The organism is Streptomyces sp. NPDC104307 (assembly GCF_055584045.1).
This window is the reverse complement of sequence record NZ_JBVJMU010000031.1, coordinates 1-21,922: the sequence shown is the minus strand read 5'-3', so window position 1 is coordinate 21,922 and position 21,922 is coordinate 1. Positions and strand designations below refer to the sequence as shown.

16 protein-coding genes are annotated in these 21,922 nt (G+C 72.8%); 5 read left to right on the top strand and 11 right to left on the bottom strand.

Going from position 1 to position 21,922, the window contains the following annotated elements:
* The first annotated feature begins 344 nt into the window (after positions 1–344).
* Entirely contained in the window at positions 345–1,364 is a 1,020-nt protein-coding gene (locus tag ACZ601_RS38645) for a hypothetical protein (RefSeq protein ID WP_469546819.1), read from the top strand.
* A gap of 156 nt (positions 1,365–1,520) precedes the next feature.
* Positions 1,521–2,483 carry an AfsA-related hotdog domain-containing protein gene (locus ACZ601_RS38640; protein ID WP_469546817.1) on the top strand — a complete coding sequence of 321 codons (963 nt, stop codon included), beginning with the start codon at positions 1,521–1,523 and terminating at the stop codon, positions 2,481–2,483.
* On the opposite strand, the gene ACZ601_RS38635 is transcribed toward ACZ601_RS38640, so the two are convergent.
* Genes ACZ601_RS38635 through ACZ601_RS38600 form a run of 8 tightly spaced genes read right to left on the bottom strand, consistent with a single transcriptional unit; the run spans position 2,463 to position 13,324 of the window.
* A complete protein-coding gene (locus ACZ601_RS38635) occupies positions 2,463–3,323 on the bottom strand; it encodes a 4'-phosphopantetheinyl transferase family protein (protein ID WP_469546814.1) in 861 nt (286 codons plus the stop codon). The two genes, ACZ601_RS38640 and ACZ601_RS38635, sit on opposite strands and share 21 nt — an antisense overlap.
* The gene (locus tag ACZ601_RS38630) at positions 3,320–3,577 is read right to left on the bottom strand and encodes an acyl carrier protein (protein WP_469546811.1); all 258 of its coding nucleotides are present in this window, start codon (positions 3,575–3,577) and stop codon (positions 3,320–3,322) included. Before ACZ601_RS38630 ends, ACZ601_RS38635 begins: the two co-directional genes overlap by 4 nt.
* Entirely contained in the window at positions 3,567–5,480 is a 1,914-nt protein-coding gene (locus ACZ601_RS38625) for an HAD-IIIC family phosphatase (protein ID WP_469546807.1), read from the bottom strand. The genes ACZ601_RS38630 and ACZ601_RS38625 overlap by 11 nt, the downstream gene beginning before the upstream one ends.
* The gene (locus ACZ601_RS38620) at positions 5,480–6,526 is read right to left on the bottom strand and encodes a 3-oxoacyl-[acyl-carrier-protein] synthase III C-terminal domain-containing protein (protein ID WP_469546803.1); all 1,047 of its coding nucleotides are present in this window, start codon (positions 6,524–6,526) and stop codon (positions 5,480–5,482) included. Before ACZ601_RS38620 ends, ACZ601_RS38625 begins: the two co-directional genes overlap by 1 nt.
* Positions 6,523–9,456 (bottom strand): type I polyketide synthase, encoded by a 2,934-nt coding sequence (locus ACZ601_RS38615; protein ID WP_469546800.1) that lies wholly within the window; start codon positions 9,454–9,456, stop codon positions 6,523–6,525. Before ACZ601_RS38615 ends, ACZ601_RS38620 begins: the two co-directional genes overlap by 4 nt.
* Positions 9,453–9,737 carry an acyl carrier protein gene (locus ACZ601_RS38610; protein ID WP_440576772.1) on the bottom strand — a complete coding sequence of 95 codons (285 nt, stop codon included), beginning with the start codon at positions 9,735–9,737 and terminating at the stop codon, positions 9,453–9,455. The genes ACZ601_RS38615 and ACZ601_RS38610 overlap by 4 nt, the downstream gene beginning before the upstream one ends.
* 36 nt (positions 9,738–9,773) lie before the next feature.
* Positions 9,774–11,537: an acyl-CoA dehydrogenase gene (locus tag ACZ601_RS38605; RefSeq protein WP_469546796.1), complete on the bottom strand. Its 1,764-nt coding sequence runs from the start codon at positions 11,535–11,537 to the stop codon at positions 9,774–9,776.
* Complete coding sequence (locus ACZ601_RS38600) at positions 11,531–13,324, bottom strand: fatty acyl-AMP ligase (protein ID WP_469546793.1); 1,794 nt, start codon at positions 13,322–13,324, stop codon at positions 11,531–11,533. The genes ACZ601_RS38605 and ACZ601_RS38600 overlap by 7 nt, the downstream gene beginning before the upstream one ends.
* 216 nt (positions 13,325–13,540) lie before the next feature.
* On the opposite strand from ACZ601_RS38600, the gene ACZ601_RS38595 reads away from it, so the two are divergent.
* From ACZ601_RS38595 to ACZ601_RS38585, 3 genes are all read left to right on the top strand, one after another.
* Entirely contained in the window at positions 13,541–16,132 is a 2,592-nt protein-coding gene (locus ACZ601_RS38595; protein WP_469546791.1) for an AfsR/SARP family transcriptional regulator, read from the top strand.
* 120 nt (positions 16,133–16,252) lie between these two features.
* Positions 16,253–16,402 carry a hypothetical protein gene (locus tag ACZ601_RS38590; protein ID WP_469546789.1) on the top strand — a complete coding sequence of 50 codons (150 nt, stop codon included), beginning with the start codon at positions 16,253–16,255 and terminating at the stop codon, positions 16,400–16,402.
* A 188-nt stretch (positions 16,403–16,590) separates the two neighbouring features.
* Positions 16,591–17,541 (top strand): hypothetical protein, encoded by a 951-nt coding sequence (locus ACZ601_RS38585; RefSeq protein ID WP_469546786.1) that lies wholly within the window; start codon positions 16,591–16,593, stop codon positions 17,539–17,541.
* A gap of 72 nt (positions 17,542–17,613) precedes the next feature.
* Here ACZ601_RS38585 and ACZ601_RS38580 read toward each other — a convergent pair whose 3' ends face one another.
* The 3 genes from ACZ601_RS38580 to ACZ601_RS38570 are packed head-to-tail and all read right to left on the bottom strand — an operon-like array spanning position 17,614 to position 21,910.
* Complete coding sequence (locus tag ACZ601_RS38580) at positions 17,614–18,450, bottom strand: alpha/beta fold hydrolase (RefSeq protein WP_469546784.1); 837 nt, start codon at positions 18,448–18,450, stop codon at positions 17,614–17,616.
* A 37-nt stretch (positions 18,451–18,487) separates the two neighbouring features.
* Positions 18,488–19,519 carry a ketoacyl-ACP synthase III family protein gene (locus tag ACZ601_RS38575; RefSeq protein ID WP_469546781.1) on the bottom strand — a complete coding sequence of 344 codons (1,032 nt, stop codon included), beginning with the start codon at positions 19,517–19,519 and terminating at the stop codon, positions 18,488–18,490.
* A 30-nt stretch (positions 19,520–19,549) separates the two neighbouring features.
* A complete protein-coding gene (locus ACZ601_RS38570) occupies positions 19,550–21,910 on the bottom strand; it encodes a type I polyketide synthase (RefSeq protein WP_469546833.1) in 2,361 nt (786 codons plus the stop codon).
* Positions 21,911–21,922 lie beyond the last annotated feature (12 nt).

Sequence of the window (21,922 nt, the reverse complement as noted above, 5' to 3'; positions counted from 1 at the left end):
CCGTTCGCATCGCCCCGTAGGAGCGGGTTCATCAGCCCCACTGGTCATCCGCGGGAGTAGTCACCACCGTCACCGCCGAACCCACCACCGAAGCCGAGACGCTGCTGTACGGAGTATGAGATTCCGCAATGGCAGTCCCGACCGAGCCAATGAGTCCCGCCGCGGCCAGAAGACCCGCCGTAGCGATTCGAAGCACAGTCTTGCTCACGTCTACCCCCAAGTTCGACAGTTGGTTCGCGGTGCGGGCTCAACAGTTCCGCACCCGCGTTTTCCACCCAAGGCATTTCCGATGTCGTAAAGTTGCCTGGCAAGAAGTTCTCGTCGCGCCCGGGGAAGGGCCTGCAATGTCCGAAAGCGCCCTCTCTGATACCGGTTTCGCCTCGCTCGATGACCTTGAGGCCCGGGCTTACCGCAATGCCGTACTGCTGGGGCGATTTGTTCGCGAGGAAATGGCGACGACGTTGGGCGTATCGCCGGGAATGGCGACCGACATCGAGGCCCGGCTGACGGCGCTCAGCCTGCTGCGCCCCATGCCCGGCGAGGCGGGCCTCCTGGTCCCGGTGAGCCCGGACGCGGCGGTCGCCGACCTGGTAGGTCCGGCCGAGGGCCAGATCCGCGACCTGCAGCGGGCCGTGAAGCTGGTGCGCCAGGAGATGAGCACCCTGCGCACGACGTACTTCGAGGGCCGCCAACAGCGCAACCAGGCGGAGGCGTTCGACGTGATCAGCGACGTCGACGCGCTGCAGGCGCTGCTCGACGAACAGGGCGAGCGCTGCCGCACCGAGATGCTCACCGCCCAGCCCGGCGGCGCCCGGCCTCCCGGTCTGCTGGCCAATGCCCGGCCCAAGGCGGTGGAGCGGCTCAAGCGCGGCGTTCGGATCCGCCACCTCTACCAGCACACCGCGCGCAGCGACCTGGCAACCACCGCGTACGTCCAGGCCGTGACCTCGCACGGGGCGGAGGTGCGCACTACCGATGAGCTCATTGACCGGATCGTCATCTACGACCGGGAGGTCGCCTTCCTGCCCGAACAGCAGGTGGACGGCCGGCAGCCGGGTGCGGTGGTGGTGCGCGAGCCGACGCTGCTGGCGTTCCTGTGCCGGGTGTACGAGCACCTGTGGGCCGGCGCGACGCGGTTCGCGCCCGGTGCCGAGGAGGCCGAGGAGATCACCGACGACCTCAAGCGGTCGATCATCCGGCTGATGGCGCAGGGCTACAAGGACGAGCTGGTGGCCCGTCGGCTCGGCATGTCGGTACGTACCTGTCGCCGCTACATCTCCCAGATCATGCTGAGCGTCGATGCGACCAGCCGCTTCCAGGCCGGCGTGAACATCGCGCTGATGGGCCTGCTCGACCTGCAGTAGCCGCTGCGTGGCGGTGGTACTTCCTGCCAGTCCACAAGGTGTCGGCGGCCGGAGCTGGCAGGTCCTGGCGGGGCTGGGCAGGCTGGATCCGCACAGGTCGCAGGCGGCCGATGCCGACGACCGGGAGGGGATGAGCCGATGGAGGTGTTCCGGCCGGTGCGAGTGGAGCCTGACCGCGGCGGCAGCCGCCTGGTCCACCGTCCCCCGGAGGCGGCCGCGGGCGCCCCCGACGACCGCTCCCAGGAGTTCGTGCTCACCGGTGAACTGCCCAGCCATCACCCTCTGTTCAACGACGGATCCGGCCGCTTCCACGATCCGCAGGCGGCGTTCGAGATGGTCCGCCGGGTCGGCGAGGGCATCGGTCACAGCCACTTCGGCATCCAGTCCGAGAGCGTCGGCATCTTCTACCGGTTCGGGCTCACCACCGGTGACGTGAGCAGCTGGCGGCAGCACGGCACGCCCGGCGCGATCGCGGTCACGCTGCGGGTGCGGCCGGACAAGGTGATCTCCGGTGTACCGCGTTCCCTGGAGTTCAGCACCCGCTTCGAGATCGACGGGACCGCGGCGGGCACCGGGACGGCGAGCCTCCTCCTGCTCACCCCGGTGCTGCACCGCAGCCACCGCGAGCACAGCCGCGCCACCACCCTCGCGGCCGCGGAGCGCGCCCTGCCGCACAACGGCGGGGACGCGCACGCCGCAGGACCCGAGCCGGAGGAGGTCGGGCGGGCCCGCGCCGCGAATGTGCTGCTCTGCTCCCCCGTCGACGTCGAGGGGGACCGGCTGTCCGCGACGGTGCGCCCGGCCGACAGCTGGGCGGCTGGAGGGGCGCCGGCCGGGTTCACGTCCTCCCCCACGATGGCCCTCGAAGTGCTGCGCCAGACCGCGCTCCTCGCCGCCCACCGGCTGTACGGCCTGGATCCCCGGCACAGCACACCGGCGTCGCTGCACACCCATTTCCGCGGTTACGCCGAGCCGGACCTGCCGATGCGCTGTGTCGCCGTGGCCCAGCAGGCCGGGCACGACGCCACGGGCCGGCTGCGGGTCCCGTTCGCGCTCACGCTCACCCAGGCCGGGCGGGCGGTGACCGAGGCGACGATGTCAGTGGTCGAGGACCTGTGACCACTGCTGCCACTCGGCGTCCAGCGCGTCCCGGATCGCCGCGGCCACCTCGTTGTCCAGCATCGTGGTGATCTCGGTGTCGAGCGTGCGGCCGAGTCCCGCGTCGTACACGGCGACGCTGACCACGTAGGCCGTGCCACCGCTGTCCAGGGTGAGGGTGCGCAGCGCCCACTCGTCACCGGCGCCGGCCGTGCCGTCGGGCCGGTTCACCTGGGTCGGCCGGTTGTCGGGGCCGAACCCGAATTCGGTGAACCGGAACTGGATGCCCTGGCCGATCGCCTTGCTGTACGCCTCCTTGAGCGTCCACAGCCGTACGAGGCTGGGATTGCGCTCGTGGGCGGGCAGCTGATAGAGCGTCATTCGCTCGTGCGGCGTGCACATGTGCCGGTCCAGGCCGCGGGAGTAGATGTCGCGGTTCGCGCTCTCGGCGTCCACGCCGATCAGGCCGCGCGTGGTGAGACCCACGAGCAGCAGGTCGTCGGTGTGGCTGAGGCTGATGTCAATCTGATCGCAGCCGCGCAGATAGGGGCGTCCGGTCGGGCCGTAGGCCAGCTCAAGGTCCTTGGCCTCGGCACGCAGGGCGGCGGCGGCCGCGTGTTTGAGCAGCCGGCGCGAGGCCGCGTAGCGTCCCTGGATCTCCGGGTGCTCGATGTCCCGGTAGCGCGACCAGTCGCGGCCCAGGACCGCCCGCAGCGCGGGCCCGTCGGTGGTCTGCGGGCACCAGTCGGCGAGCTGCCCGTGGACCACCGCTGTGCCGTAGCGCCGCAGGTCCTCACGGACCGCCGACCAGTCGCTGTGCTCTGCCGTCACGCCGATCGGGCTGCCGCCCACCGTGTTCATCGCGTGCCTGTCGTGTCGGAGGTGGCCAGTTCGTGGATCTCGCGCAGAGTACGGGCGTGGAGCACGTCGGCGACCGGGACCGCGTGGCCCCGCTCCCTTTCCAGCAGCATCACCAGGCGCATCAGGTGCAGCGAGTCCCAGTCGGGCAGCAGGTCGAGCTCGGTGTCCGCGTCCTCGTCGCCCAGGACGAGGCCGAGTTCCTCCCGTACCGCCTGGAGGAATCCCGCGAGGCAGGCCGTGCGGTCAACGCTCATCGGCGTCTCCTTCGAAGTCGGCCTGCACGGTGAGGTGTCCGGGGACGGCGGGGACGTCGGCGAGGCAGTGCCGGTAGGACGTCTGTGTGCCGTCCTCGGGGGGGCCGGGCACGAAGCCGAGCGAGGGATAGAAGTCGCGGGTCCGTGCGTTGCCGCGGGTGGCACGGTAGCGGGCGTGGACCGCGGGCAGGCCGCGGTCTCTGGCGTGTCCGAGCAGGGTGCCCAGGCAGCCCTGCTCGATACCGCGGGCCAGCGCGCGGCAGCTGAGGAAGAAGTTGTCGATGTGCAGTCCGTCGGCGGCGTGCCGGGCGAAGACGGCGCCGACCAGGCCGCTGTCGCCGTACCGGTCGCGCACACGCACCGCGAGCAGTAGTCCGTCCGGATCCGCACACAGCTCCGGCATCCGTTCGGGCGGGATGCGTTCGCCGGTGAGGTTGAACTGGTTGGTGCGCAGCGAGAGCTGGGACATGCGACGCAGTTCGTGACGGCGCGGCGGGGAGATCCGCACGACGACGTCGAGTTCGCTCAGGTACTCGGCGTAGGAGCCGGAGTTGTCGCGCAGCCGGGCCCGGTCGGCGGCGATCCGGTATTGCTGGGCGCGGCCTCGGTCGTCGTCGGTCAGGCTGGGGGTGTCGAACCAGCCGTCGGCCAGGAGCCGCTCCACGTGCCGGGCCGGTTCCGGGCCCAGCGGGATCACGGCGGTGCCCGGCAGATGGCGGCGGATCAGGGCGCGTTCGGCGGGGGTGTCGTCGGCGAACACCAGGGCGTCGGCGCGGATGCCGAGGTCCTGGGCGATGTCGCGCAGCGCGCCGTCCTTGGGCTCCCAGCCGGCCTTGACGCTGACGAAGTCGTCGGCGCGCAGGGTGAGTTCGGGGTGGTCGCGCAGGACGTCGCGGACGGGGCCGGGGTCGTTCTTGCTGCTGACGGCGAGCAGGACGCCTTGTGACGCGAGCTGTTTGGCGGTGTGCTGGAGAGCCGCGTAGGGCTCGCCGTGCGGGGTGTTCCCGCAGGCGATGCCGTCCGGTCCGTCCTCGCCGAGGACCCCGTGCCACAGGGTGTTGTCGAGATCGAGGACGAGGCACTTCTTGGTCAGTCCTTGCCGGGCGCGCAGCACGTGGACGGCTTCCCGTGCCACGGCGGCGAAGACGGCGGGGCTCAGCGCGCTCTTGGTGTAGAGCGCCAGACGTGGGTCGGTCGCCGGTCCGCCCTCACCGATCAGCGGGTCGAGGTCGACGACCGCGAGGGCCGGGTGGCTGGCGGTCAGCCGCAGCAGCCTGGCGTTGTACTCCCGCCAGACGGCACCGAGGAGGGCGCGACGGCGCTGGTCGACGAGTTGGTGGGTGAGGCGGCGGGGCAGTGGCAGGGTGGTGAGGACCAGTGCTCCGGTGCCCTGGGCTTCGTGGGCGGCGGCGATGTTGCACAACTGGTTCAGGAGCCGCTCCCATGCCTTTTCGACGTCGTCGGTCGTCCAGGGAGCCGTGAGTTCGTCCGTGACGGCGTCGGCGCCGAGCACGCACAGCGTCAGGTCGGGGCGGCAGCGGCGCAGCACGCTGTCCTGCTCGGTGAGGTCGCGGAGGTAGGCGCCGTGGTCGCCGGTGACGAGGCGGGGCAGCAGCCCGTGCCGGGCGAGCTCGGCGGTGAGCGGGTCGGTGAGCTGGGCGGTGCCGGAGTGCCCGGTGACGGCGACGGCCGCCACCGGGGTGTCCGGGTGGTGGGCGAGGACGTCCTCGGGGGCGAGGCGGGCCAGCAGGCTTCCGCAGCGGCGCAGTTCGTCGGCGACCTCTTCGGGGGCCCGCTCCCCGGTGTCGGTGAGCCGGGCGAGCAGCGGGGCGACGGCGTCGTAGTCGGCGGCGAGGCGGCCTGCGGTGTGCAGGGCGCGCAGTTCCTCCAGGGCGGTCAGCATCAGGGCGCCTCCGCGCGGCTGTCGGTGGCGCTGCGTTCCAGGGCCAGCCCCGCCTTGATCCATTTGCTGGACTCCACGACGACGGACACGGCGCGTTCGCCGGGTTGGAGGCGGTTCATGAGGAGGTCGAGCTGGAGCAGCGGCAGGGCGTTGCCCGTGTTGCCGGTCTCCTGGACGCAGGACACCTCACGGACCTGCGGGGGCAGGCCGAGCCCGGCGGTGATCTTCTCGGTCATCCGGCCCGACAGCTGCGGCGGCAGTACGTGGTGGAGCGTCTCGGGGCCCCAGCCGGCCGTGCCGAGGAGCTCCCAGAGGATCTCCCTGGCCAGGGCGGGCACGTCCCGTTCGATCGCCTTGTAGTCCTCGTGGAGCATGCGTCTCGCGGGGTCGGGAGCGGCGGCTCCGTGCCAGCCCACAATCTGTCCGGGGGCCCGTCCGAGGCCGGCGAAGCAGTGCAGCAGGGAGTGGACGGCGACGGCGCCGGGCCTCGGTTCGGCGGTGACGACCGCAGCGGCGGCGCCGTCCCCGAACAGGACGTAGTTGACCAGTTCCTGCGGGGCCAGCCGGGAGGTGTCGAAGGCGGTGTCCAGGAACCGGTCGGTGACGTCCCCGGCGACGACCAGCCCCGTGCGGTGTCCGCCGGCCAGGAGCGCGCGGGCCACGTCGATCGCCTGCACGGCGCCGGCGCAGCCCGCCTGCAGTTGGTAGGTGGGCAGGTGGGTGAGACCGAGCCGGTCCGCGGTCTCGTTGACGGTGGCGGGCAGCAGGGCGTCGGGGGTCGCGGTGGCCAGCACCACGAAGTCCAGTTCACAGGGGTCCGTCCCGGCGTCGGCCAGGGCCCGCCCGGCCGCTTCGGCGCAGAGATCGGTCAGGGTGTGGGTCACCTCTCCGGTCGCCAGGTCCCGGCCGAAGTGGCGGGTGCGGGTGCCGACGAAGAGATCGATCCAGTCCTCGCTGATGTTGAACGTGCTGCCCAGTGTCTTGTTGTCGACCGGGTCCCCGGGCAGTGCGGTGCCGGTTCCGGTCAGGAAGCAGAGGGGGTTCACACCATCGCCCCCGCCCCGGACCGTTCTTGTACGAACGCGGCCAGGGAGCCCACTGACCGCAGGGCGGGCAGCAGTTGTTGGACGGTGAACTCGACCTGCGGCAGCCGCCGCTCGATCTGGTCCTTCAGCTGCATGATCATCACCGAGTCGAACCCGAGGTCCTCGTAGAACCGGGCCTGGGTGTTGACCTGGTCGGGCGGGTACTCGCCGACCTCCACCACCGCGTCGATCACGGCCGCGAGCACGGGGTTGCGTGCCACGTGGCCGGCGTCGTCGGCCGGGGCCGGGGTGCGCGGGGCCGGGGTGTGCGGGGCCGGGGCCGCCACCGGGACGGGGGCGGGCGGGACCGGTTGCCGGGCGGTGCGCCAGAAGCGCCGGACGTCGCTGAAGACGTACGGGGCGAGGCGTTCGATATGGCGTACCTCGGGGGCGTACAGGGCGTCCCAGTGGGGCTCGACGCCGCCCAGGTAGAGCGCGCCGAGGGTGTCGGCGAGGTCGGTGGCGGTGGCGGCCCGGCCGGGGGCGGGGTGCAGCAGGCGGATGCCGGGCGGCAGGTCGGAACGCTCGGCGAGACGCAGCAGGTGCGCCGCCGGGCCGATCTCGACCAGACAGGTGGGGGCGATCTCGCCGACCAGGGCGGCCAGCGCGTCGGCGAACCGCACCGGCTCGGTCGCGAGGCCCGCGAAGTACGCGGCGTCGGTCACCTCGTCGCCCAGCGTCCGCCCGTGGCGGGAGGAGGCCATGACGATTCCGGCTCTGGCGGGTGCGACGGTGGCGAACTCGGCGGTGATGCGGTCCGCGGCCGGCCCGGCCGCCGGGCTGTTGGCGCCGTGCCGGACACGCCGGCGGTGGGTGTGCAGTCCACGTTCCGCGAACAGCGCCGCAGCGCTGTCCAGCGGCCCGGCGGGGCCCCCGACGACGATGTCGCGGGGACTGTCGTGGGCGACGACGGCCAGCTCCGGGTGGTCGCGGAGTACGTCCTCGGCCTCTTCGGGCGTGGCTCGTACCGCAAGCATGCCGCCCTCGGGCAGTGATTCAGCCGCAGTGGCGTACGCGGCGACGAGTCGGGCCGCGTCCGGCAGTTCGAGCACCCCGGCGGCGACGGCCGCCGCGTACTCGCCCATACCGTGCCCGAGGACGGCGTCGGGCAGCACACCCAGGTCGGCCAGGGTGCGGGTCAGCGCGACCGCTACCGCGAACTGCGCGGGCTGCGCCCAGCGGGTGTCGTGGATCGCCGGGTCGTCGTCGAGAATGAGGTCGCGCACGGAGTCCCCGGTGTGCGGGCGCAGCGCTTCGTCGACAGCGTCCAGGTGGGCCCGGTAGAGCGGGGATTCACGGTAGAGGGAGGCGGTCATGCCCTGTTCCTGGCAGCCCTGCCCCGAATACAGGAAGCCGATGACCGGGGGGCGCCAGGCGCGGTCGGCGATGGACTCGGGGATCCGCTCGTCGTCGATGGCGCGGCGCAGTGCCTCAGCGAGCTGCGCCGTGTCGCGGGCGGTGAACGCTGCCCGGTAGGGCAGTCCAGTCTTCGCGTGGTTGCTGGTCCAGCACACGGCGGAGGCGTCGCCACGTGGCCGCCGGGCCAGGGTGTCGACCTGCGCGGCCAGATTGCGGCGCAGTGCCTCCGGGGTGTCCGCGGAGACGGTGAACACCCCGGCGCCCGCGCGTTCGCGCCGTCCGGAGTGCGCGGCGCGGGGGGCGCTGGCCAGCACGGCGTGGGCGTTGGTGCCGCCCATGCCGAAGCTGCTGACCCCGGCGAACACCTCGCCGCCGGGCAGCCGCACCGGCGCCTTGAGCAGGCTCAGTCCTCGCTCTTCCAGCCGAAGCTGAGGATTCTCGCCGGTGGCGAACCGGCTGGCGGGGACGATGCGGTGGTGCAGGGCGAGCGCGGTCTTGATCAGACCCGCGATACCGGCGGCTCCCTCGGTGTGGCCGATGTTGCCCTTCACCGACCCGATGGCGCACGGCTGTTCCCGCTCCACCCCGTGCACCTCGCCGAGCGCGGCGCACTCGATGATGTCGCCGAGTGTCGTGCCGGTGCCGTGTGCCTCGACGAAGCGGATCTGCTCGGGGTTCACGCCCGCCCTGCGGTACGCGGCGTCCACCACGCCCCGCTGCGACCACCGGTTGGGGGCGGTGACGCCGTTGCTGCGGCCGTCCTGGTTGACCGCCGTGCCCCGGATGACGGCGTAGACGCGCTGCCCGTCGGCGAGCGCGTCCTCCAGTCGGCGCAGCACGACGACGCCGACGCCGTCGCTGCGGCCGATGCCGTCGGCCTCCCGGGAGAACGGCTTGCAGCGTCCGTCCGGGGACATCAGGCCCATCTGCTGGTAGATCAGCCCGAGCGCCGGCGTGAGGACGACGTTGACACCGGCCGCCAGGGCCGTCGAACACTCCCCGGCGAGAACGGAGTTGACCGCGAGGTGCACGGCGACCAGCGACGAGGAGCAGGCGGTGTCCACCGCAAGGCTGGGGCCCTTGAGGTTGAGGTGGTACGAGATCCGGTTGGCGGTCATGCCGGCGCTGCTGCCCGCGCCGAGTTGCGGGGTGAGCGCCGCGTAGTCGCCCATGTGGAGCTGGGCCCACTCGCTGCCCATCACCCCGACGAAGACGCCGGTGTCGCTGTCGGCCTGCGCGGCGGGTGAACGGCCGGAGTCCTCCAGGGCCCGCCAGGCGCACTGCAGCAGTATCCGCTGCTGCGGGTCCATGGCGGCGGCCTCACGCGGCGGGAGGGTGAAGAATTCGTGGTCGAAGACGGCCGCGTCGGCGATGAAGCCGCCGCGCACCTCACCGTCGAAGCCGGGCCCGCGCCGCTCCTCGGGCAGCGGACCGATGGCGTCGCCGCCACGCATGAGCAGGTCCCAGAACGCCTCGATGCCGTGGGCCGCGGGGAAGTCGCAGTCCAGGCCGACCACCGCGACGGCGTTCACCGCCGCCACCGGTCCGTCGCGTCGGCGCCGCGGGCCGCCAGATGCGCGGCCAGTTCACCGACGGTGGGGTAGTCCCAGGCCAGCGAGGGATCCACGGCGAATCCGAAGGTCTCCTCGATGTCCCCGCACAGGCTCAGGGCGCACACGGAGTCCATGCCGTACGTGGCCAGCGGCACCGACGACTCGATGCTCTCGGGCAGACGGTCCAGGTAGACCGCCAGATGGGTGGTCAGCCACTGATGCAGCGGGGCCTCGGTGCGCCGCGGCGGAGAGGAGGTCATCCCTGAAGGCTCCTTGTCGTGATGCTCTGGGCCCGCTCAGCCCGGAATCGGTGTGTTGTACAGGTCGAAGCTGCGCCGGTCGCCGTAGCGGGCCAGCACTTCCTGGTGGACGCGTGCGATGCACTCGGGCGGCAGTTCGGCGGCCGGGGTGCCGAGTCGTCCGGCGATCCGGTGCAGCGCCGTGGCGGCCCAGGCCGGGTCCGCGAGGAACGGGTCGTCGCCGCCCTGGTTGTGCCACCACACGCCGAGTACGGCGGCAGCCGCGAGGACGAGCACGTACCGGTCGGTGAGCGCGAACCAGGCCGGGCTGACGGGCGCGCCGGGGTCGAGCGGCGGCAGGGCGAGGACGCGGCCCCGCAGTTCGTGCAGTTCGGCGGTCATCTGCCCGGCGAGGTCGCGCAGGGCGCGCTGGACCGGGCCGGCGCCGGTGAGCGTCGCGGCCACTTCCAGGAGCGTCGCGCTGACGCTGTCGCGCCCGCAGGCCAGGGCCAGTCCGTCGTACGAGAAAGGCGGCATCGGCTCGCCGGGCCTGAACAGCCCGGCGGGGGCCGGGGAGTCCATGAACCACGACGCCTCGGCCAGTGGACGCAGTTGTGGGATGACCGTCGCCTGGCAGGCAACGCTGCCGGCGTGTCCGAGGCTGACCACGGGCACGTCGCGCAGGTGCTTCTGGAAGATGCCGACCGGCCCCTCGCGGGTGTAGATCTGCGCGCCGAGCACGCTCGCCAGGTCGTACATCGTGTCGTTGAGCACGCGTGGCAGCAGCAGCTTGACGGCCGAGGAGTACACGCTGGTCTCGGCGGGCAGCAGGTGCAGCGCCCGGGTGGCGACAACCGCGAGGCAGTCGTAGAGCAGCAGGTTGACGAAGGCGCCGGCGAGGATCCCCGCCGTGTGCTGCGGATCGACCGGCCCGGAGCCGGTGCCGCCGGGCCCGTGCGAGCGGTCCACCCGGACGGCGGTGCGCAGCGCGGTGTCGACGGCGGCGGAGACGAGGGACGCCATCAGCGTGCGGCTGACCTGGAAGGAGCGCAACGCGGCGGGTACGCCGCTGCCCAGCGGACCGAGCAGGGTGTTGTCGGGCACGACGCACCCCTGGAGCTGCACCCCGGCGAAGTAGCAGTTGCGCAGGCCGAGGGCGGGCGGGCGGCGGGTGACGCGGTACCGGTCCGGGGGGAGGGTGTGCGGGTCGAGCAGAAGCGCCGAGTGGGAGCCCGTGGTGCCGGGCCGAGGTGCGGTGCGGCAGAACAGCACCAGGGCGTCGGCGCGGTGCAGGTTGTTGACGACCGGTTTGCCGCCGGTGACCGACAGGGCCCCGGGCAGCACCTCTGCGCGGACCTGGCTGCGCACGAAGTCATTGGTGTGCGCGGTCTCGTGCTGGGCGATGGCTGCTTTGGAGCCGTCGAGCAGCAGCCGCGCCATCCATTCCTGCTGCGCCCCGTCGCCGAGCATCCACACGTCGGAGGCGGCCATGAACGTGGTCATGCCGTAGCCCGCGCCGAGGCCCACGTCCCGGCGGAACACCGGCCGCATGACACGCAGCAGGGTCTCCGCCGAGTCGAAGCGGCCGCCGAGCCGCGTCGGTACGAATTCGTGGCTCATGCCGAAGGTGTCGAGCAGGCCCTCCGCCTCCACGGACAGTGCGGCGCGCAGATCCGCCTGCAGCAGGGCCCGGTGGCCGACCGGGTTGGTGCGGTCCTCCGGGTCGCCGAGCAGTTCCTCGATGCGGGCGACGCGGGCCGCCGGAGCGTCCTCTGCGGTGTCGGTCGAGCCGCCGCGCGCCACCGGTGCGGGGTTCACCACGGGACGCCGCGCGCCTCGGAGCCCGCCGTCCGTGCTCCGGCGGCCCCGTCGATCAGTTCACGAACGGCGGGATCCAGGACCTGGTGCAGCGGGGTGAGTTCGCCTCGGAGGAACAGCCGGCGCATCAGGGTGCGCTGGATCTTGCCGCTGGTGGTGCGGCGCAGGGTGCCGGGACGTACCAGGACGACATTGCCCGCCGGTACGTCGAACTGCTGGCCGACGAGGGTCTGGACCCGGCGGACCAGAGCCTGCAGCCGGTCGGCGTCCGCCTGCGGCGCGCGCACCTCGTGGACGACGACCAGCTGCTCCCGGCCGGCGTCGACCGTGAACGCGGCACCGTGCCTGGCGCCGAGCGCGGGGCTGACGTCCCGGATCGCCCACTCGATGTCCTGCGGGTAGATATTGCGCCCGTTGAGGATGATGACTTCCTTCAGGCGGCCGGTGATGTACAGCTCCCCGTCCTCGACGGCGCCGAGGTCACCGGTGCGCAGGAACCCGCCGAGCCCCTCCGCCGGCGCGGCGTGGAAGGTACGGGCGGTGTCCAGGGGCTGGCGCCAGTAGCCCTGGGCGACGCTGTCACCGCGCAGCCAGATCTCCCCCACCCGGCCCGCCGGCAGTTCCCCGCCGGCCATCGGGTCGACGATCCGCAGGTCGAAGTCGTGCACCTGTCCGGCGCCGACCAGGGTGCGGGTGGCGGTGGTGGTGGCGGTGGCGGTGCGCAGCTCGTCCTGCTCCAGGGCGGCCGCGTCGACGGTCAGCCGGCGGGCGGCGCGGCCGGGCTCGCCGCCGGAGACCACCAGGGTCGCCTCGGCGAGACCGTAACCGGGGTACAGGCTGCGGGCGTTCAGCCCGGCGGCCGCGAAACGGCGGGCGAAGGCATCCATGGTGTGGGCGCGCACCGGTTCGGCGCCGAGCAGGGCCAGCCGCCAGCTGGACAGGTCGAGCCCGGTGAGCTGGGCGTCCGTGACGCGGCGGGTGCACAGTTCGTAGCCGAAATTGGGGCCGCCACCCACGGTGAGGCGGTATTCGCCGATCGAGCGGAGCCAGCTGACGGGCCGTTTGATGAAGGAGTCCGACGGCAGCTGGACGCTCAGGGTGCCCAGCCACAGCGGATGCAGTATGTGCGCGATGAGGCCCATGTCGTGGTAGTGCGGCAGCCAGCTGGTGAAGCGGTCTGCGGACGAGGTGGCGAGGAGCCTGCGCAGCGCCTCCTGGTTCGCCAGGAGGTTGCGGTGGGTGACCATGACGCCGCGCGGTCTGCTGGTCGAGCCGGAGGTGTACTGCAGGAGCGCGAGGTCGTCCGGGCCGGTGCGGGGCGGCGTCCAGGCGTCGGCGGCCGCCTCGGCGTCGGCGTACTCCAGGTCGGTGGCGAGGCACACGGTGTCGCCACGGCCGGTCACGGCAAGCCACAGCGAGGTGTCGCCGGCGTGTTCTGCGTCGGTGAGCACCATCCGGGCGCCGGTGTCCTTGAGGATGCCGGAGACCCGCTGCAGACGTTCTCCCCGGTCTCCGGGCAGCGGTGCGGGTACGGCGATCGCCCCCGCGTACAGGCACCCGGCGAAGGCGACGAGGAACTCGGGTCCCTGTGGGTAGAGCAACAGCACCGGCTGCCCGGTCGCGCCGTGCTCACGCAGCCGGACCGCGAGGGCGCGGGCCCGCAGGTCGAGTGAGGCGTAGCTGAGGTGGTGGGCGCCGCCGGGTTCCCGCAGGAAGATCTGGGCGTCCGCGTCACCGAGTTCGCCGGCCCGGTCGCGGATCACCTCGGTGAAGGTGTTGGGAGCAGTCAAGGTCGGTCCTCTCCTGGCGCACTGAGAAGCGGGGCGACCACGCCCCTTCTGCGGGGCCATGCTCGGCAGAGGGGCTAAAGCGAGGCTTGCGATGCGGCAGCCCGTACGCGGGGAATACGGGTACGCCTGTCCGATTTCGGGGGTGGTCCGCTGCCTATGGTGAGACGTCGCGGGGCCGGCCCTTGTGCCGGTCATCGCTCACGGAATGGGGGAAGCATGCGTTTTCGGGTCCTGGGACCTCTGGAGGTCGCCCCGCCCACCACCACCGAACCGGTCACGCCGCGGGCCGCCAAGATCCGTGCGGTACTGGCCACGCTGCTCGTACGGGCCAACGAGGTGGTCTCCGTGGACAGCCTCATCGACGAGCTGTGGGGCGAGAACCCGCCGCGCACCGCCACGACCACTCTGCAGGTCTACATCTCGCAGCTGCGCAAACTGCTGCACACCGTCGACCCCGAGTACGGCCGGGAGGCCCTGGTCACCCGGCCGCCCGGGTATGCGCTCCATCTCGATCCCACCCATCTGGACCTGGCGGTCTTCGAGGAGCTGCACGAGAGCGGGCGGGCCGCGCTGCTGCGCGGGGACCCTGCGGCGGCCGCGGATCTGCAACGCCGGGCGCTCGCTCTGTGGCGGGCGCCGCTGGCATCGGACACCCCGCACGGCGCGCTGCTCGCCCGCACAGCGGTGCGCCTCGCCGAGGTCCGCTCGGCGGCGCTGGAACAGCGCATCAGGGCGGAGCTGCAGCTCGGCCGCCATCAGGCGCTGGTCGGTGAACTCCACGCCGCGGTGGACGAGATGCCGATGCGCGAGGAGTTCCACGCACTGCTGATGGTGGCCCTGTACCGCACGGGCAGGCAGGCGGACGCGTTGCGGGCCTTCGCGGAGCTGCGGCACTCGTTGGTGCAGGAGCTGGCCATCGAGCCGGGCCGCCAGATCCAGCAACTGCACCAGCGCATCCTGGCCGGCGACCCGGAACTGATGCGCCCCCCGTCGGCACCGGCCGCGCCGCCCGGCCAGGAGCCTGCCCCGGTGCCCGGTCCGAGGGCCGGGCTGCCCGGACGCACCGCGGACCGGCTGCCCTCGCGCGATCCGCTGTTCACCGGCCGCGTCGAGTCCCTGGACCGGCTCGGGGCGCTGCTCCGTGATGTCCCGGCCGGTAGCTGCGTGGCCGTCACGGGCGCGGCCGGAGTGGGCAAGACGGCGCTCGTGGTCGCCGCCGCCCACGAGCTCGGTGACGTCTTTCCCGACGGCCGCGTCTTCATCGAGCTCGATGGGCAGAACGGTGTGGCATCGCCCGCCGGTGCGCTGGCGGCGCTGCTGCGGCAGCTCGGGGTGAGCGGGCGGCTGCCTTCGCAGGTGGACGAACTCCGTTCCCTGTTCGATGCGTTGACCGAGGGACGTCGGCTCCTCCTGATCCTCGACGGGTGCGGTGATCCGGCAGGAGTGCGGGCGCTGCTACCGCGTACGGCGGGCAGCACCGCGCTGATCACCGGACGCCGGATCCCCCCCGAGCTGACCGGCCGGGTGCTTGAGGTGGACCCGCTGGCGCCGGACTCCGCCCAGGAGCTCTTCAGCGCGGCGGCGGGCAGCAGAGTCGTACGGCGCGGCGCCGACAGCGCCGTACGCGAGGTGGCCGAGCTGTGCGGCGGCCTGCCGCTCGCCCTGCGGGCAGCGGCCGCCCGGCTGGCCTCGCGCCCGCACTGGGGCCCCGAGATGCTGGCGGCACGGCTGCGCGACGAGGAGCACCGGCTGGCCGAGCTGACCGCGTCCGCACCCGGATTCCACGACCGGCTGCGCTCCTCGTACGAGGAGGTCGGCCCTGAACTACGCCGAGCCATCAGGCTGTTGGGGCTGTTGCCCGCCGGTTCGTTCGGCCCGCGCGAGGCAGCCGTGGTCCTCGGCGAGGATGAGGCGAAGACCGGCGACCTGCTGCGCGAGCTGGTCGCGGCGCGGCTCCTGCTCCGGGTCACCGAGGGCCCCACCCGCGCGACACACCACCGGCTGCACGAGCTGTGGCGGCTGCTCGCCCTTGAGTGTCTGGCCGCCGAGACGCCCCCTGCCCAGCTGCGGGCCGCGACGGCACGGATGGCGGACGACTACGCGGAGCGGATCCTCGTGGCGGACGTGGACGGGATGCCGCTCCTGGAATGGTTCGCGCTGCACCAGGACGGGCTGGTGGCGGTCGTGCGGCGCTGTCACGCGGGCGGGCTGTGGGAGCAGGCGGTCCGGCTGGCCGATGCCATGACCGGACTGCTTGAGGCGCGCGCCGCGTGGGATGCGTGGGAGGCCTGCCACGGCATGGCGCTGGAGGCGGCACGGCGCGCCGAGGATCTGGTCGCAGAGGCGCGGCTGCTGCGCTCGCTGGGCGATCTCTCGTGGCAGCAGCGCCGCCTCTTGGCGGCATCCGAGTTCTACGAAGGGGCCCTGCTGACGGCGGATGCGGCGCCCGCGCCCGCCGAACGCGGCCGGGCACTGATCGGCCTCGCCGACATCCAGCTCGACCTCGGCGGCATCGAGGGGGCCGCGGCTCTCCTGTCGCCCGCGCTCGACGCGGTGGCCGACAGCACCCGCGGGCGCTACGAAGCGCACCGCGCCCTCGGACTCCTGGCCTTGGAATCCGGCCAACCGGCACTGGCACAGGGCCACTTCACCGACTGCCTGGATGCCGCCGGCTCTCTCGACGACCCCCGTCTCACCGCTTTCGCCCAGCGCTGCCTGTCCCGCGCACACGGCACCGGCCACGCCCCACCGGGCTGGACCGAGCTACGGCCCGGAACGTGGCGCCTGACGGCGGACGAGGATCTGTGACCCGGCAGCCGGACGGCCCGAGCCGACGCGGCCGGGCGCAGGCTGCGCTTTAGCGGGGAGCGGGTTCATGCTCGTGCGGGCCGGCCGGTTCGCACCCGGTCCGCTCCCGCAGGAGGTTCCATGTCCGACCCCGCCATCACCGCCGCGCACGACAAGGACGGCGCCGCCACCGCGGCCTCAGCGGCAGCGCCGCGACTGCGGAGCGCGGTGACCGCCGATCTTGAAGAGCTGGTCACCGAAGTCGGTACGGAAGACGTGCTCGGCGGCTGAGACGTACCCCCGCTCCCGGCCCGCCGGCCTGCCGCGCCGCTACGGCACCGGGCCCGGCAGATCCGTCAGGTCCTCGCCCGGTCGGGTTCCGGGAGTCGCTGTGCACAGTCTCCGGCTAAGGGCTGTGCCGCACCAAATGGCGTACGCGCGGGCCGCGCCGGCCCGGCGGCCGCAGTGAGGAGGAACCCATGAAGGTCGTCGACCAGCCCGCGTCCGAGGCCACGTACGGAGCCCTCGGCTCCGGTGCCGTTCGCGAGCGCTGCGCCGCCGAGTTCACCCCCGTCACCGGCTCCCGCCCGGCCTGGACGGACCAGGGCGGCGCCCCGCCGCCGTACGCGTGCGGGCGGCTCGACCAGGGCCGCCGGCCGGATGCCGGGCTCGGCGCGGAGGCGCTCGGAGTGCCCGGTGCGGACCTGGTGGAGTTCGGCACCGGGCCGCTGCGACTGCGCTACGCGACCGGCCTGGGCCAGGACGCGCTGCGCGAGCTGGGTCTGACGGGCTACCGCACCGTGCTGCCCGGACCACGGACGACGGCCCGGCTGACGGAGGCCGTGGACACGCTGCCGGAGTTGTCGGCGCGGGCCACCGAGGTGGTGGGCGACTTCGTCGGCGCGGTGGTGCTCCTGAAGCCGCGGCCGGATCGTGCGCCCATGGGCGAGACGATGTCGTCGTGCTCGTTCTCGCGCGTGCCGTTCACTGTCTTCCTCACCGGGCTCGGCCTGCACCGGCTCCCACCGGGCTTCATGTTCACCGAGCCGACCGTCTACAGCCTGCAGGAGTCGCTGTTCCACGAGGCGCTGCTGCTGTGGCTGAACGAGGTGGACCGGATCACGGACGCTTTCCAGACGGATCGCGGCCGCGCCACGCAGGTCTTCGTCTCGTGGCACAACGCGTGGTGGAGCGCCGGCCGTTGTCTGCGTGAGCTCTTCGTGTTCGCGCATCTTCCGGCGCTGCGCGCGGCAGCCCTGGAGCGCTCCCGCGGCCCGCGCCGGGCCCTGCTCGCGGAGGCGCTGCGCTCGGCCAACGCCTGTGGACAGGAGCTGCTGGGGAGCCTGGCCGTACGCCGGGAGCTGTTCACCCCGGCCGGCTTGGAACTGCTCGACTCGCTGGCCCCGCTGCTCCCGCGCCAACGCCCCTGACCCTGCGGAACCGGCCCCGCGGGACATGGTCCGCGGGGCCGGTTCCGCTCTCCTTCATCGCTCAGCCGTGGCTCATCCCGCGAAGACCTCGCGCAGCCGGGCGGCGAAACCGCGGGGGTGGGTCTTGAGGCCGATGTGGCCGCCGGGGAAGGCTTCCAGGCGGGTGCCCAGTCGCGCCGCGAGCGCTTCGGCACACTTCCAGGACCAGTTGTCACCCGAGGCGGCGCCGGCCGCCGGGACGATCCGCGCCGGTGCCGCCTTGAGCGCGTCGAGCATCGCGTCGTCGAACTGGTTGCGGCGGAACTGCGGCACTTCCTTGCCGAGGAAGAACTCGATGTTGGCGCTCTGGTCGGCGCTGGTCGGTTCGAGGACGACGCCGGGTTCCACGTCGGCGACGCTCAGGTCGATGTTGTTGAAGGCGGCCATCTCCCGGACGGCGGCGGGCCAGCCCTCCGCCGCGTACAGCGCCTCCAGTTTCCGCAGTGCCTGGACGGCCTCGGCGCGCTGCTGCTCGGCGAGGAGCCCCAGGACGAGGGGCTCGTGCGCGACGGCGGTGCGGACCTGTCCGGGGTAGCGGTGCGCCAGGTGCAGGGCGATGTTCGCGCCGACGCTGGAGCCGAGGACGAGCGCGGGCTCGTCGGTGAGCGCGGTGAGCAGGAGATGGGCGTCCTCGGCGTTGGTCTCGGGAGTGACCGCGTCGACGGGCCCGTCGAGGCGGCTGCGGGACAGGCCCCGCCGGTCGTACGTCACCACGGTGTGGTCGGCGGTCAGCAGGCCGACGAGGTCGTCGGTGCGGCTGCCGTCCCCGCCGCCGCCCTGGATGACGAGGAGCAGGGGGCCGCTGCCGCGGATGTCGTAGTGGATGTCGCAGCCCGGTGCGGACAGGACGGCGGAGGTGGCGGCGCTCATGGGTGGCTCCTCGGGCGGTGGTGGGCGGGGTCCGGGGTCAACAGGCGGGCAGGTCGGTGATGGTGACGACGGCGGACGAGCTGATCCAGCCGGGCCCCTGGGAGAGCAGGAGCACGTGGTCGCCCTGGTCCAGTTCGCCGGTGCGCACCAGGTGGTCCAGGGAGATGAGCAGGTCGGCGGCGCCGACATGGCCGATGCCTCGGCCGAACTCCCAGCTGGAGCGGGACATCGGCAGCCCCAGAGGGGCGAGGACCGCGTACTCGATCATGCGGCCGTCCTGGTTGATGGGGACGACTCGGGCCAGATCGGCGGCGTTGATCCCGGCGTCGACGAGGGAGCGCTGGACGATGCCGAGATCGAACTCGCTGATCCGTTCGACCGTTTCGGTCAGCGGCATCTCGCGCTCGTTGAAGAGCGCGGCCCGCTCGGCGACGGCCAGCTTCTCCCCTGCGGAGCTCTGTGGCGGCAGCAGGGACTCGTCGCCGCGGTGCCACTTCTCCAGTTCGGCAAGGGTGCCGGAGTTGATGGCGCGCAGCTCGGCGAAGCCGCCGGTGGCGCTGACGACGGCGGCCGCGGCGCCGTCGGCCAGGATGTAGGAGTCACCGAAGCCCCGCCAGCGGTCGATGAGCGGCGTGGAGAAGTTCTGGCCGCAGGTCAGCAGCGCCGTCTCGACCTCGGCTGCGCCGGTGATCTGCCCGACGGCTATCTCCAGGGCCGCGAGCATGCCGTTGCAGCCCTGCCGGATGTGCAGGGACGGCACGTTGCCGACACCGAGTTCGCGCAGGACATAGGCAGGGGGGTACGAGCCGTCGGGGCCCTGGTGGTAGACGCCGCTGTGGATGTGTGACTCGATGTCGTCGGCGTCCAGGCCCGAGCGTTCCAGGGCGGTGCGGGCGGCGGCCACCGCCATGTCCAGGGCCGGGATCTCCCCCGCGACATGGGTGCCGGTCAGACCGCTCGCCTTGTAGACCTCCTCGTCGTACAGGCCGTCCGCGACGCCCTGTTCGGCGCTGACGTGCTCAGGCAGGAAGACACCGACCGAGTCGATGAAGACGCCTTCTACTTTCATGTGAGTCTCCTTGTGCGCCGCTGGTGCGCCTCAGTCGAGGATCCGCTGCTTGAGGTGGTGGGCCAGTTCGGCCGGAGTCGGCTGGTCGAAGACGATGCCGGGCTGCAGCCGCAGGCCGGTGACGGCGTTGAGCGCGTTGCGCAGGGCGAGCGCGAGCAGCGAGTCGAAGCCCAGCTCGCGGAACTTCTGTTCGGGGTCGATGGCGTCGGGTGTGGCGTGCCCGAGAACCGCGGCGGCGTGCTCGCGGACCAGGTCGAGCAGGGCCCGGTCGCGGGCCGTGTCGTCGAGGGCGGCGATCCGCTGCTTGTAGGTGGGTCCTTCGTCGGCCACCGATTCCTTGGCCCGGCGCCGGGCCGGCCGGCCGAGCAGTCCGCGCAGCGGTGCGGGCGCGTCGCCGGTCGCGGCCCGCCGGGTCAGCTCGTCGAAGGCGGGGCGTGCCACGATCACGGTCGTCCTGTCGAGCCCGCAGGCCGCGTCGAACTGGTCGAGCAGTTCGTCCGCGGTCATGGGCACGGTCTCGGGGTCGGCCGGGCCGGCCGGTGCGCCGTCGACCGTCCAGGGACCGTACGCCAGGGCCACCGCGGTGTCGCCGCCCGCTGTGCGGGTGTGGGCGAGCGCGTCGTGGAAGGCAGCGGCTGTGGCGTCGGCGGCGTGACCGGCGCCGCCGAGGAGTCCGGCGGCCGGGGCGAGCAGCACGAACGTGCTGACCTCGCGTCCCGCCGTCACCGTGTGCAGGGTGCGTGCCGTCTCGGCCCGTTTCGTCAGGACCTCGTCGATGAGGTCCGGGCCGAGCTCGGAGGCGACCGCGCGCGGTCCGGGCTCGTCGACGTGGATCACCGTGCGCAGCGGCCGGTCCGCGGGCAGCGCGTCGAGCAGGGTGGCCAGGGCGTCCGGGTCGGCCGGGTCCTGTGCGGCGACGGTGACGCGGGCGCCGAGTGCGGCCAGGTGGCCGGCCAGTTCGCGGACGCCGTCGTCCGTCTCGCCGGGTGCGGGGAGCAGCAGCAGGTCCCGGACGCCGTGGTCCTCGGTCAGGTGGCGGGCGACGAGACCGCCGAGCGGTCCGCCGGCCCCGCTGATGAGGGCGGTGGTGCCACCGGCGTCGACGACGGGCGCGGTAGCCACCGGACGCTCCCTGACGAGCCGCGGGACCTGTGCCGTGCCGCGCCGCAGGGCGAGCTGGGGTTCGGCTCCGGCGAGCGCCGTGATGAGGGACCGCCAGGCTGCCTTGCTGCCGTCGGTGTCGGCGAGCACGAACCGGTCGGGCGCCTCCGCCTGCAGGGCTCGTACGAGTCCCCACACCTCGGCCGCGTACGGGTCGGGTGTGCCGGACACCGGGACGGCGCCCCGGGTGAGTACGACGAGGCGGGCCCCGTCGAACCGGCTGTCGGCGAGCCAGGTGCGCAGCGGCTGCAGCACCGTCGCCGCGGGGTGTCGTGCGTCGGCACGGGGGGCTCCGGAGAGCAGTACGACGCCGGGGCGGGCGGTGCCGTCCGACTCGATCCTGGCGGCGAGTTCGTCGAGGTTCGCGTACGCCTCCGTGTACGTACCCGCCTTCATCAGGCCGGAGCGGGCCTTGAAGTCGTCGTCGCCGACAACAGCCCAGGTGCCGGGGTCCGCTTGCGGGGTCCGGGGCGCCGGGGCGTCGAGCCAGTCGAGGCGGAACAGGGCGTCGCGCTGTGCGGCTCCGGCCTGTCGGACGCGTTCCGCGGTCACCGGTCGCAGGGTGATCGCGTCGACGGTGGCGACGGGGGCGCCGGTGGGGTCGGCGACGGTGAGGGACACGGTGTCGGGGTCGCCGGTGACCGGGGTGACAGCGACCCGCAGGGACTGTGCCCCGGTGGCCCGCAGCGTCACGCCCTGCCAGGAGAACGGCAACCGGATGCCGCCGCCGGGAGCGGCGTCGGTGGTCGCCAGGACACTGTGCAGAGCGGCGTCGAGCAGGGCCGGGTGCAGCCCGAACCCGGCTGCCGAGTCCCGCAGCCGCTCGGGCAGCGCGACCTCCGCGTACACCTCGTCACCGCGCCGCCACAGCGCCGTCAGACCCCGGAAGCCCGGACCGTACCCGTACCCCTGCTCGGCGAGGCCGGGATACACCCCGTCCACCGCGACGCTCTCGGCACCGGCCGGCGGCCACACCGCCAGATCCGATGCCACGACCACGTCCCCGGCCGTCTCCTCCAGAACACCCGTGGCGTGGCAGGTCCAGCCCATCCCCTTGGCCTCACTGTCCGGCCGGGAATGAATACTCACGGCACGACGACCATCGCCACCGGGCTCACCGGCCTCGACACGGAGCTGAACACCACCACGCTCCGGCAGCACCAGAGGCTCCAGAAGCGTGAGCTCACCGACCTGCTCACAACCGGCCTCATCCGCCGCACGCAACGCCAACTCGACGAACGC

What these genes read in the sequence shown, in the direction of transcription:
- ACZ601_RS38645 (WP_469546819.1), top strand. Translation starts at nt 345, where the DNA reads ATGTCCGAAAGCGCCCTCTCTGATACCGGTTTCGCCTCGCTCGATGAC.
- ACZ601_RS38630 (WP_469546811.1), bottom strand. Translation starts at nt 3,577, where the DNA reads ATGAGCGTTGACCGCACGGCCTGCCTCGCGGGATTCCTCCAGGCGGTA.
- ACZ601_RS38625 (WP_469546807.1), bottom strand. Translation starts at nt 5,480, where the DNA reads ATGCTGACCGCCCTGGAGGAACTGCGCGCCCTGCACACCGCAGGCCGC.
- ACZ601_RS38575 (WP_469546781.1), bottom strand. Translation starts at nt 19,519, where the DNA reads ATGAAAGTAGAAGGCGTCTTCATCGACTCGGTCGGTGTCTTCCTGCCT.
- ACZ601_RS38585 (WP_469546786.1), top strand. Translation starts at nt 16,591, where the DNA reads ATGAAGGTCGTCGACCAGCCCGCGTCCGAGGCCACGTACGGAGCCCTC.
- ACZ601_RS38580 (WP_469546784.1), bottom strand. Translation starts at nt 18,450, where the DNA reads ATGAGCGCCGCCACCTCCGCCGTCCTGTCCGCACCGGGCTGCGACATC.
- ACZ601_RS38590 (WP_469546789.1), top strand. Translation starts at nt 16,253, where the DNA reads ATGTCCGACCCCGCCATCACCGCCGCGCACGACAAGGACGGCGCCGCC.
- ACZ601_RS38635 (WP_469546814.1), bottom strand. Translation starts at nt 3,323, where the DNA reads ATGAACACGGTGGGCGGCAGCCCGATCGGCGTGACGGCAGAGCACAGC.
- ACZ601_RS38595 (WP_469546791.1), top strand. Translation starts at nt 13,541, where the DNA reads ATGCGTTTTCGGGTCCTGGGACCTCTGGAGGTCGCCCCGCCCACCACC.
- ACZ601_RS38610 (WP_440576772.1), bottom strand. Translation starts at nt 9,737, where the DNA reads ATGACCTCCTCTCCGCCGCGGCGCACCGAGGCCCCGCTGCATCAGTGG.